At 40.2% G+C, this 12,922-nt stretch carries 7 protein-coding genes and 1 CRISPR repeat array; of the genes, 2 read left to right on the forward strand and 5 right to left on the reverse strand.

What is annotated here, in order from left to right; translation table 11 throughout:
• The first annotated feature begins 279 nt into the window (after window positions 1–279).
• Window positions 280–2,016: direct repeats of the CRISPR family, unit length 47 nt; unit sequence GTTGTGATTTGCTTTCATTTTAGTATCTTTGAACCATTGGAAACAGC.
• 103 nt (window positions 2,017–2,119) lie between these two features.
• Genes cas2 through cas9 form a run of 4 tightly spaced genes read right to left on the reverse strand, consistent with a single transcriptional unit; the run spans window position 2,120 to window position 8,784 of the window.
• Complete coding sequence (cas2, locus tag H1A11_RS08805) at window positions 2,120–2,452, reverse strand: CRISPR-associated endonuclease Cas2 (RefSeq protein WP_005832235.1); 333 nt, start codon at window positions 2,450–2,452, stop codon at window positions 2,120–2,122.
• On the reverse strand, window positions 2,452–3,384 hold the full coding sequence (cas1, locus tag H1A11_RS08810; protein ID WP_005832238.1) for a type II CRISPR-associated endonuclease Cas1: 933 nt from the start codon (window positions 3,382–3,384) through the stop codon (window positions 2,452–2,454). Before cas1 ends, cas2 begins: the two co-directional genes overlap by 1 nt.
• Window positions 3,385–3,407: 23 nt before the next feature.
• A complete protein-coding gene (locus tag H1A11_RS08815) occupies window positions 3,408–4,265 on the reverse strand; it encodes a BRO family protein (RefSeq protein ID WP_005832239.1) in 858 nt (285 codons plus the stop codon).
• Complete coding sequence (gene cas9, locus H1A11_RS08820; RefSeq protein ID WP_131225295.1) at window positions 4,258–8,784, reverse strand: type II CRISPR RNA-guided endonuclease Cas9; 4,527 nt, start codon at window positions 8,782–8,784, stop codon at window positions 4,258–4,260. Before cas9 ends, H1A11_RS08815 begins: the two co-directional genes overlap by 8 nt.
• Before the next feature lie 473 nt (window positions 8,785–9,257).
• On the opposite strand from cas9, the gene H1A11_RS08825 reads away from it, so the two are divergent.
• Entirely contained in the window at window positions 9,258–9,896 is a 639-nt protein-coding gene (locus tag H1A11_RS08825; RefSeq protein WP_005832241.1) for an HU family DNA-binding protein, read from the forward strand.
• A 118-nt stretch (window positions 9,897–10,014) separates the two neighbouring features.
• Entirely contained in the window at window positions 10,015–10,821 is an 807-nt protein-coding gene (gene nudC, locus H1A11_RS08830; protein ID WP_131225297.1) for an NAD(+) diphosphatase, read from the forward strand.
• 289 nt (window positions 10,822–11,110) lie between these two features.
• Here nudC and H1A11_RS08835 read toward each other — a convergent pair whose 3' ends face one another.
• On the reverse strand, window positions 11,111–12,853 hold the full coding sequence (locus tag H1A11_RS08835; RefSeq protein ID WP_138346014.1) for a phospho-sugar mutase: 1,743 nt from the start codon (window positions 12,851–12,853) through the stop codon (window positions 11,111–11,113).
• Between the last annotated feature and the right edge of the window lie 69 nt (window positions 12,854–12,922).

Here is a 12,922-nt window from a genome sequence, read left to right on the forward strand (position 1 = left end):
CTTTGAACCATTGGAAACAGCAAATTACCGTTCACCTATGAGGAGTTTTTGTTGTGATTTGCTTTCATTTTAGTATCTTTGAACCATTGGAAACAGCAAATTACCGTTCACCTATGAGGAGTTTTTGTTGTGATTTGCTTTCATTTTAGTATCTTTGAACCATTGGAAACAGCACCTGTCCTCCTACAATCCATAGAAAGAAGTTGTGATTTGCTTTCATTTTAGTATCTTTGAACCATTGGAAACAGCTAAATGCAAATTTGAAATAGTAGAACCTTAGTTGTGATTTGCTTTCATTTTAGTATCTTTGAACCATTGGAAACAGCATTAAGAGATGATAAGTCAAACAAGTAAAGTTGTGATTTGCTTTCATTTTAGTATCTTTGAACCATTGGAAACAGCTCTGTATACATCATAGCATTACACTCGGTTGTTGTGATTTGCTTTCATTTTAGTATCTTTGAACCATTGGAAACAGCATTTTACAAAAAATAACAAATCAAAAATTAGTTGTGATTTGCTTTCATTTTAGTATCTTTGAACCATTGGAAACAGCGTCACATATATTTAGACCTCGGCGGGTCAAGTTGTGATTTGCTTTCATTTTAGTATCTTTGAACCATTGGAAACAGCTATCTGATTGACGAAGGCCAACGGTTGGGCGTTGTGATTTGCTTTCATTTTAGTATCTTTGAACCATTGGAAACAGCCACGAGAAGCCAAGTCCTTAGTATGAAGAAGTTGTGATTTGCTTTCATTTTAGTATCTTTGAACCATTGGAAACAGCAAAAAATAATATATATCTTTGCCTTGTCTGTTGTGATTTGCTTTCATTTTAGTATCTTTGAACCATTGGAAACAGCAGATCTTAGATTTAGTTTCACTTTTCATTGTTGTGATTTGCTTTCATTTTAGTATCTTTGAACCATTGGAAACAGCTTCTTCCGTGTTCGCATATTTACTGGGTAGTTGTGATTTGCTTTCATTTTAGTATCTTTGAACCATTGGAAACAGCGTTTCTTTTGTAAAAGTGTAATCAAGTTCTGTTGTGATTTGCTTTCATTTTAGTATCTTTGAACCATTGGAAACAGCCAATTATCTGAACATCAGAAGAGAAAAGTTGTTGTGATTTGCTTTCATTTTAGTATCTTTGAACCATTGGAAACAGCAAATACTACTTCTGCATATTATGAGCATCGGTTGTGATTTGCTTTCATTTTAGTATCTTTGAACCATTGGAAACAGCAGAAGCATCGGTAACCATAGGCCAAGGAACGTTGTGATTTGCTTTCATTTTAGTATCTTTGAACCATTGGAAACAGCCTCAGTTTGGTAAGGTGAACATCAAAGCGGGTTGTGATTTGCTTTCATTTTAGTATCTTTGAACCATTGGAAACAGCAGATGCAGTTGTGGTTGACAGCGAGAGCAGGTTGTGATTTGCTTTCATTTTAGTATCTTTGAACCATTGGAAACAGCTCTAGTCGAACAAAAGCTAGAGACTCTCGAGTTGTGATTTGCTTTCATTTTAGTATCTTTGAACCATTGGAAACAGCAGAATGTTTTTGCATGACAATGATCAACGGGTTGTGATTTGCTTTCATTTTAGTATCTTTGAACCATTGGAAACAGCCTCTTTCGTTTTCTTGCATAACAGCCAACAGTTGTGATTTGCTTTCATTTTAGTATCTTTGAACCATTGGAAACAGCATAAGATTTTATAATCCATCAAACGGCATGGTTGTGATTTGCTTTCATTTTAGTATCTTTGAACCATTGGAAACAGCAATCGTATAATCAAGCAAAGGAACAGCATGGTTGTGATTTGCTTTCATTTTAGTATCTTTGAACCATTGGAAACAGCCGTTCGCGATTATACTTAGAAGCTTCAAGTGTTGTGATTTGCTTTCATTTTAGTATCTTTGAACCATTGGAAACAGCCGTTTGTTTTGGTAGGTTTGCATGGGATAGGTTGTGATTTGCTTTCATTTTAGTATCTTTGAACCATTGGAAACAGCTGATTACAAGTAACAATCTAATATTCAAACGATTACACATAGTATTAGAATATAAAAAAAGAATGCTGCTTCTGAAAAAATCCCGCCATTGCGCGGGATTTTTTTAGAATAATTCTAATTGTTGTCCAGGCGTATTCACATCCACAGTCTTTTTCCCATAAAAAAGTGCTATATTTCCAAATTGCTTGTCCGTAATGCACATAATTCCGACACTTCCATAGTCCGGTAAGAAAGATTTAACTCTTTTTATATGTACCTCCGCATTCTCACAACTCGCACAATGACGGACATATATAGAGAACTGGAACATCGTAAATCCATCCTTTTGCAGATTTTTTCTAAATTCCGCATACGCCTTTTTATCCTTCTTGGTTTCGGTAGGCAAATCAAACAACACTAATACCCACATAATGCGATATTCACTAAACCGGTCCATCACATCTCTGGATAGGATATTTTACGCAACTCACCACTGAAACATTTATACAGAGAAGCCGTAGTCTGCCCAACAGCTACCATCAACGGACTACGTTTTCCCGAAATAACAGTCTCTAATGTAGGAATTGTCAGTAACCTCGCTTTCAATTCTCTCGTCAATTCAACACAATTCGGTTCTGCTTCCTTGAATATATCATATACCAACCTATCCACATAAGGGCGATAAGGTTCCATTATATCATCTGCCAGACAATAAGCATTATAACGATTATGATGATGTATTCCCAAAGTAGGTAGAAGCCCACTTGTCACCAAAGCACGAGCAACAACTGCCCTCAAAATAGCATACCCATAATTTAACAAATTATTAGGAGGAATACCTTCTCTATCCCTTGTAAAGCCTTCTATTTTAAACAAATTCTTCCAATAATAAGCAGCTGCACGAGCCTCCAAATTATCAGAATCTCCACTCTTTACATCTGCAGCCCACACCTTCATACACTTTATTTCTTCTCCAGCACATTCATGCAATACTACCGTCTGATTCTCTATTTTGGCTTTTATTGTTTGCTGCCAAAGTTGTTTCATCAATGGTAGAGACGCACCAAGTTGATGACGAAACCTTTCATTTTGTGTAGTATTCCCATACAAAGGAAGCATTAAACCAACCGGCATACTTTTAGAATCGCAGGTTATGACTGCACAATTATTCTCAAGCAAAGCTTCCAATACTCCCGAAGTAATGGTTATCTGCTTATTGTCCAACACCACTACTCCAATATCTTCTATTGGCTTAGTCACTTCGGACATTCGTTTGAACCCTTCGGGTAAAGCACTGTTCTTCACCACCTCCGGCAATTTAATCACCAACTGGGCATTTTTTAAAGACAAATAGACCGGATTCCCAAAATAAAGTGTTTTCTTAATCATAGCATATAGACTTTACAAGTTATTCATTCATCATTTTCAAGAAAAGGAAGCTCTAAAGTATCATTCTGTTTATCAGAATCCAACAGAAAATTTTCAGGAGAAACAACACTTCTACCCAACTCTTTTTCAGCTTGTTCACGTGCTACTCCGGCTACATTTCCTCCACGTTGTGCTACTTGCTTACTTTTAGTAAATGTATCTGGTTTTTCTTTCTGAGAAATTTCCGTTGTGACACGTTCTCCAAGCATTGTAAATATCAACTCCAAATCAGACATGTGGTCACGAAGATTCTGATTTTTCTTCGTCAGCCCCTTATATATTTTATAATCCGAAGGAGTCAATCCAAACGTTGCTCTAGATATTTCTGCCGTAAGAATGGCATAATCACTTTTTTCCGTGATTCCCCTTTCTTTCCATTCATCCGTCAAATTCTGACGAATGGCGATTCCTCTCAAACGTTTGTCAATCCAATCTTTTGGATAACCTTTTTGCTCATATAGTTCTTTCATGCGCTCTTGAGCCAATTCCGGATTTTCTATTTCCTGTACACGCTCATAACCTACTTGTGCTAACCAAAGCTTGAAAGGTTCAGCTTTAGGAGAAGGAATAGATTGAATGATGCGGAATAAAGCCTGCACATTTGCCGCCAACGTTTTTCGTTTTTTTCCTGTATCTGTCACCATTTCTACCTGGGGACAAGTTGTCCCCAGGTAAGTAGCCAGTTCTTCATCCCGTTTTCGCATCTTCTTCAGATAATCCGTAGGATTCACACTATCAGTCAATACACCAACTACATCTACAACAGAGAAATACCATTGCTGTTCTTCCTCGTTCCATACGGAACGGATCTTTTTCTCTTGAAACAACTTTATATTATTCATTTACTCTATACTTAACTTCTATAATACGGCCTAACCTATCAACTTTTACTGGAATACAAATATTCTTTATCATTTCACCATCCCATGATTTTTCTGCTTTATTATTAGAACCTAATTCTTTAGTGGAAATAATAGCATTTGATATACTTTGAGGTATAAAAAAGCATTGATTACCAGAAGATGAAACCATCTTATAAATCCTCCCCCTATCTATCGGTTCATTTATCCTACCAAAATCCCGCTCTTCTTCGGTTGGCAGATATACCAAATCATTAGGAGACAGCCAAAACAATAATTTATCTCCCTTTTCATTTCTGTCCGGTACAGGAACAAGCCCTTGTTTCTCACGCTCTATAACCCAATTTAAAGGAATAGTCTCATACGTTCTGTTTCCATCTTCTGTTATGTAAATAGCAAAGAACAAGTTAGTACCTTTAGCAGCTTCCACCCATTTGGCACCTTTATTGCCAAGTACACCGACTTTAAATTTATTTCCACGCGGTTCATACACCCTCACCTTATATATAGGCTGATGTCCTTTACCATCATTCAGTTGTAAAAGATTACGGTTCATTTCTTCTATACCTTCTGCAGAAAAAGCCAACTCCGCCTTTCCTTCTTTTGATTTCAGATGATTCAGGAGTATTTTCTGTATGCCAGTATCCGTCACCGATGCTATCTTCTTCTCATTGAAAGTTGAGTCCAATGATTTACGTACTGCAACTAAAGGTTCAGTAGTATTTTCCGTAAAATAATAAACAGCGACTTTGGCTATATCCAGCTCTTTCCACAAGAAAGCATTCTCTTTGAAATATTTTTCAATTTTCTTCTTATCATACTTATATGATAACAATTCAAGAACCTTATTTTTTACTCTTTTGTCAACAATCATAGAAGGAGTATCCAAAGCGACAGATAGGCGTACCACCTTTACCTTTCTTAAATTTACCGCTCCAAAAACCGTATCTTTGTGCATCGGTTTACGGATAGCCCAACTATCACCGATTTTCTGTTTCTCATAAACACGAGTCCCATTTGCATCAAAATGTTGATAGATATTGGTTGTTTTATTTATTATACGCAAATTCTGTTTCAAGCTAACTATTATCCCACTCAACGCTTCCCTTGCATCTTGCGTAAAAGTAGTCCATGGTTTCTTTATAATCCATCTATAATTACCATTACCATCCCCCCTACTCTTATCACACAACAGTCTCTGCAAATCATAACGGGAAATTTTCGCATTCCGGCTTGCAGACTCATTATTCAGATAGTTTACATGATTCCGTGTAGCACAAGCTATTACTATTGCATCCATAGCATGATGCCGATGGTCTATACGCTTCTTACTGAATCCTTTCTGATATTCAAGGGGCACTGCTGTTTGAAAAACTTTTTTTCCGTCTTTATTCTCCCAATGTCCAAAACACTGGGTTTCGGTCAAAGCATTTAAACGTTCAAAACGAGGACTTACAATACTATTCCAGACGTCATTCATGCCCCAATCCTTTTTCAGCCTGTCCGTCACGTTGCCTGTACAAACTAATATGTTTTTTGAAACAGCCTCCGGTTCATATTCACCGCTATCATTCTTTTCACGAACGATATTCGACAAAAGTCCTTTGACAACCTTACTGATATACCGGCTATCGTTTAATTGGCGTTCAATAAATTGCTCGGGAATATCATCCATCAACAATTTCTTCATTTTTATGCCCGATTTTGCATATTGTTCTTTTACAAAACGTTCGTAACTATCCACAGAAAAGATTTCTACTGTCTTTCCAAAACCCACTTCCACTTTCTGTCCATGATGATTCTTGATAAACTCATATCCCAGTTGATTATCTTTCAACTTGTTCACAGCAGATTCACATATCACTTTGTTAGAGAATGAATCATCAAAATAGCGGGATTGAGGTATAACATGTTCTATCTCATACGCAGCAGTAAATAATTTAGCCAAAGGTATCAGCTCACCGGTATAAGGTGAACGATATTTCTGTTCCAGCCATAATTTATAACGCAAGAATTCTGATTTCGTCGGTAATTTACTGGTATTGAATTTTTTCAATATCACATCTATATCTTCCGGAATCTGTTCTTCCCCCTTTAAAACTGCATCCTCATAAATCCGCAATATTTCTTGTTGACTTGGTGAATAGGGACGGACATTCTCTACCCCATATTCCGGATTCACAAATTCAGCAAGCAATGCCTTTATACGTAAATTGGCATTTTCATTCTCCAGAATCTGAGTAGTCATTCTTTTTCGCTTGTCCGCAGGATTTTTCATCTCGCGCCCTAACTCAATATGGATTTCATCAATTTTCCCAACCTGTTTCCAAATATCCCTGACAACTCTCAATGTCTCGGTTATCACTTGTTCTACGATAGGATTTCGTAGTGAATGTTGCTTAAAAGCAGCCAGATAAGCATCAATATCAGCAGGGGTTTCCCATTTGGTTATTTCTTTATCTTCGGAATGACGATTATACACTACATAACAAGCCAACCACAACGGAAGCCTCTTAAAACAAGATATATCCGACAAGTTCATCGCCTTTTCTCTAACCTTGGCACCTATACTCTCATCACACTCACCTGCTATTATCCTTTCTATTCTTTCCTTGGTTGTACCATCAATCAACGACATATCCCAATACTTTCCGCACCTCATCAAAGGCAACAACTTCTTTATCGCCTTGGCAGAATAAGCGCCATATTCAGACTTGAAAGGAGGAAACTTCTTGAACACTTCCACAAAGGATTCATTCAATCCGTTCTTAACCGCAAAAGTCGCCAATGCTTTCTCTATTTCCTGCTTGTCACTTACAGAATATAAGATATGCCACAAGGCTGTTTCTTTTTCATCAGATAAAAAGTCAATACCAATACCGGCCTTTTCCAAACGGGAAAGAATCGCATGTCTCGTCTCATTACATGGGTAGAACTTATCCTCGACATAATTCCAACGATAATTATTTATTTCCTTTTTCAGTCCAAACGCAGGATATCTCAGAAAAGCTTTCTGATCTATTTCCTTTCGAGAGTTCAGCCAATCAAATAGAGCCACATAATCATCTTCTGTTTTCAAAAACTCCGTTGTCACATCCACATCCAAATATAAAGTTCCATTTACTTCCCTTTCCTTTTGATATACCCGAATATTGGAAAGGAAATGCCATAAACGGAATTCCTGAAAAAGAGGATGTGACTTGGCTATACACTTTAACGGAGCTGTTTTGATTTCACCTGTTTTGCGGTTTACATATTCATTTTCCTCATAAGGGCAATTAGCTATCAATGACTTTTTGGTTTTCAACGGCCTTTGATAAAACAAGACATCATCTATTAACAAATAGATAAAGTCCCGGTTAGCTATATTTCTCCGTTGCACTTCATTACCCGGATACAACGCTTCAATACACCTCATGTATAAATCTCTATCCTGCAATTCTGCATGAAAAGCACATTGCTTCTGCAAAATCAAGTTCAGTTCCTCCTTGTAAAACTTTCGTTCTACTGTTTTCACCAATTTTCCTATTATCTTTTGTTGTGGCTCCTGCAACAAAGCATCATATATATAACTCCCAATCGTTTTATGAGTACCGGCAATGTCCGCTTCGGTCCTTTTCTTTATTAACATCCAATCATCCTCTTTAGGCGCTCTGAAAGAACGCTTCACCTCACCATACTTATCAAGCTTTGGAGTACCGTCCGGATTTAAGTCAGTAGTGACAATAAACTCTTTTACCCGTCCTTCCCAGTCCAATGGGACATTACTGCTTCTACGATATACCCATCCATTCTCCAGATGTACATTATACCATATATCCCGGCCTTTCTTTTCATCAGTCGCTTCCACCGACAAGACTTTCAATGCATAAAATTCAACAGATTTTCCTGCATTGTCTTCCTCCTCTTCTCCTCTAAGCTGATAATAACCACGTTTCTGATTAAAGTTCAAAAGAATCCATGCCAGTTCTTCTTTACTTATCATTTCTGTCAAAGCTTTCTTACGGAGATAATAAACTGTCCAGTCATAAGGGATTTTTTTACCATCAAAAACCAATGAAGGTTGGTGCTTTGCAAAATCCGCCAACATTTCATTAAACGCTGTCTGAAATAAAAAAGAGTATTTTCCCCATCTATCCTTTACCCATGGCAATTTCGGTTCGCTGCCTGACAAGAATTTACCCGTATGCTTTTCAAAATCTATTCCTTTTAAATAGTGTTCCGGCAGGAAGCCAAGAATCTTCAAAACTTTATGCAACCGTTCACGGCGTAGTAATTGTCGCTCTCTCAATCGACGCACCCCTCTAAAACGGGTTCTTTCAGCTGTCTGTGATATAGAATTCCCTTTGTCAAAGTCTCCCAAGATAGCAGCATCCATCGGAATTATTCTACTGCCAGCCATTTCTATCCAAATTTTCTCGGTCTGTTCTTTAATTACAGAGTTTATTACAGCCCATCCTATACTATTGGTTCCCAAATCCAATCCAAGTATCGTTCTCATAGTATTATATTTTGAATATTTTCTTCAAAGGTATTTTTTTTTTCAATATAAGCATTGTATTTCCATATTTATTTTATACATTTGTCATACTAAAATGAAGCAAGTCACAATAAGGATTATTCCGTTGTGAAAACATTAGGTTCCCTCGTCCTTAACGGGGGATTTTTTATTTCCAAAAACTAATTATCATTTCCAATATCCCCCTTTTGCCGAAAACTAAAACTTTCCTCCCCAAACACTACTCTTCGTATCACTATATTTTATACCTTTGTTCACTAAGAAATAATCGTCACATACCCATTTCCGTTTCGTCCGACAGCTGTCGGACGATAATTAAACAACTGTTGGACGATAATGCAACAGTTATCGGACGATTAGTTTTTAGGAAGAAGAAAATTAATCCGCTTAGCGACAAAAATAATTCCCCGAAGCGACGAGAACTGTTTATCGCTATAAACAAAAATAAATATCTTATGAGCGCGTATTACGACCTTTACGAAACGCCTTCGCCCGACGGGAAAGAAGACAAGAAATCACTCCACGCACGTATCTGCCCGAAAAGGACTTATACCCAAAAGGAGTTTGTGGAACATATCGCAACTTTCCAACATCTGCCCAAGAATGTGATAGGGGCAGCATTGGATGCCTGCATTGACGAGTTGTGCGACCTCCTTGCCAACGGAAACATCGTGGAGCTGGGAGAACTCGGATTCTTCAGCACTTCACTGAAATGCTTGCGCGAAACCGACGACGAGAAAAAGAAAATCCGCTCCGAATCCGTCCAATTCCAAAACGTACACCTGCGCATCAGCAGCACGTTCCGCAACAACATCAAGAAGAAAATGACGTTGGAACGTGTACACTCCACTACCAAGAAATCGAAAAAAGTAGTAGAGACCACCGAAGAAACAAGAAAAGCCGAACTGGAACTGTTCCTCAAGCAGAATGTATGTATCAACAAGAACGAATACATCCAATTGAGCGGACTGACCAGACATGCCGCCATAGACGAACTGAACAACTTCATCCGGCAAGGGTTCCTGCGCCGCCGCGGAATGGGAAGGTCAACGGTCTATGTACGACAAGAAAAAGACACAGCAAACGAAATTTAGGGGGGGGCGAACACAGAGACACAAAGACATAGAAATTAATGCTTTATCTCTTTGAAAAGAATCTCTGTGCCTTTGTATTTTCGTGTTCATCCCCCAAAAAATAATAAAACAACAAACAATGGAAAAATCAACAGAACCCCAACCCTGCACTCAGTGGTTCGTCTTCTTCAAAGACCAACTGCTACTGAAAAAAGGATATACAGACAAAGGAGAAATAAAATACAGCGTACCCGTCAGTATAGAGCCTCCTCTGACACCGGAAGCCGGAAGTAATATACACGAAGTGTTCCCCCCCAACGGCAAGCAAGTACGTGCATTTGCCCTGAAACAGCCTGTGACCGAGAGCGACGAATGGGTAATGATAGGCCTGCGCGCATCGTACGACTACATCACCCCGGACGAATACCGTTCCGCAGGAAAGGCCTTCCAGATACTCTATTGGGACGAGCACAGCCGCTTCTGCCCCGTGTGTGGCACCGCCATGGAGCACCAGACCCCCATCATGAAGAAGTGTCCCAACTGCGGCAATGAGATGTACCCTCCCGTTTCCACCGCCATCATCGTACTAATACGCAAAGGAAACGAAATCCTGCTGGTGCATGCACGCAATTTCCGCGGGACCTTCTACGGACTGGTGGCAGGTTTCCTCGAAGCCGGCGAAACACTGGAAGAATGTGTGGAACGGGAAGTTTTTGAGGAAACGGGGCTGAAGGTAAAGAACATCACCTACTTCAGCAACCAGCCCTGGCCCTACCCCAGCGGATTGATGGTGGGTTTCATTGCCGACTACGAAAGCGGAGAGATAAAACTGCAGGAAGATGAGCTGACCGCTGCCGCCTTCTATTCCAAAGACAACCTGCCCGAAATACCACGAAAGCTGAGTATCGCAAGAAGGCTGATAGACTGGTGGATGGAGAACAATTAAAAATTAAAGAATTAAAAAGAGGGGGGAAGAAATTTAAAAAAGCAAATTGCGGAAAACACACACTCACAAACGAACAACTACGAATGAAACGACTCTCATTCACATCAACCAATCGGTGTGTAACCGCAATCTGCATATACTAAACTTCCCTGCAAACGTTTTGTTCATCAACCATCGGGTTTAAGTCTTTATTTAAGTTTTCTTTCAACACAGAAGCAAAAAGAAAAGGCGCAGCCCTCACGGGTTACGCCTCTCCAAACACTATATACACATTTTTTCCTCTTTCCTATCAAATGCCGAGTGACTTGCGCACTGCCTCCACTTTCTTTTCAGCTTCGGCATCAGCGCCGGCATAGCATTTCGGACAACCCATCTCGCCCTTCACCTCGATATAGAACTTAATCTTCGGTTCCGTACCGGAAGGACGGACAGAAATCTTCGTGCCGTCTACAGTGAAATATTGAAGTACATTGGAAGTCTCGGGCATATCCAGCTTGCTTACATTACCCCGGACATCGGTAGCCTCCAATGTCTTGTAATCCTTAATCAAGCTGACAGCCGAACCGCCGATTTCCTTCGGAGGATTGGCACGGAAGTTATCCATCATCGCCTTGATTTCTTCGGCACCGCTCTTACCGGGTTTCACCACGTTCACGGTGGTTTCCTTTGAGAATCCGTATTCTACATAGATTTCCATCAATACGTCATAGAGTGTCTTGCCCTGGTCTTTGGCCCAAGCACAGATTTCGGCCAGCAAGGAGCAGGCAGAAACCGCATCTTTATCACGGACAAAGTCTTCGGCCAGGAAGCCATAGCTTTCTTCACCACCACCGATATACTGCTGCTTGCCTTCGCTCAGACGGATTTCGCGGGCAATCCACTTGAAGCCGGTATAGCAATCGCGCATTTCAATCTTGTTCTTATCTGCCACAGCCTTGATGAGTTCAGTGGTCACGATGGTCTTCACGATGAAGTCATTCGGCTGCATCTTGCCCATTGCAATACGGTTCTTGATGATGTAGTACAAGAAAATGAGACAAGTCTGGTTACCATTAATAAGCACCCACTCGCCCTTATCGTCCTTGCAGGCCATACCGACACGGTCGGCATCCGGGTCACTTGCCATCACGATGTCAGCGTCAATCTTCTTGGCCAGCGCAATGGCCATGGAAAGGGCTTCGGCATTTTCGGGATTCGGAGAAACCACCGTCGGGAAATTGCCGTCCTTCACCATCTGTTCGGGCACGCAGTTGATATTCTCAAATCCCCACTCCTTCAATGAGTCCGGAATGAGCACGCGGCCTGCGCCATGAAGCGGAGTATACACAATGCTGAGGTCTTTCTGGCGACGGATGACTTCGGGGTCAATGGAGATGGAGTGAACCATGTCCAGATAAACCTTATCCACTTCCTTGCCGATAATCTGAATCAAGTCCTTGTTGCCGTTGAACTTGATGTCGGTCACCGTCACCTTATTCACCTCGTCTATGATGGCTGTATCGTGCGGAGCGAGCACCTGCGCACCGTCATCCCAATAAGCCTTGTAGCCGTTGTATTCTCTGGGGTTGTGGCTGGCTGTAATGTTGATACCGCTCTGGCAACCGAAGTGGCGAATGGCAAATGAAACTTCGGGCGTAGGACGAAGGTCATCAAAAAGATATACCTTGATGCCGTTTGCAGAGAAGATGTCGGCAGAAATCTTTGCGAACTTGTCGCTATTGTTGCGGCAGTCGTGCCCCACAACAACGGAAATATCCTTCTTTCCGGCAAAACATTTGTTCAGATAGTTGGACAAGCCCTGCGTTGCGGCACCTACGGTGTAGATGTTCATGCGGTTTGTACCGGCACCCATGATGCCACGCAGACCACCCGTTCCAAACTCCAGGTCTTTGTAAAAACTGTCTATCAATTCGGTTTTATCTGGATTTTCCAACATGCGTTTCACTTCTGCCTGAGTTTCGGCATCATATGCCGGGGTAAGCCATTTTTCGGCTTTCTCAGTCACCTGCTTAATCAGTTCCTGATTTTCCATAAGACTGTTATTATTTTAAGGGTTAATATAAACTTTTTTGTAAGACACAAATGTAGAAGAATAAGTTCA

Origin of the sequence: Bacteroides sp. CACC 737, from assembly GCF_013874375.1 — a bacterium.
GTDB lineage: Bacteria > Bacteroidota > Bacteroidia > Bacteroidales > Bacteroidaceae > Bacteroides > Bacteroides uniformis.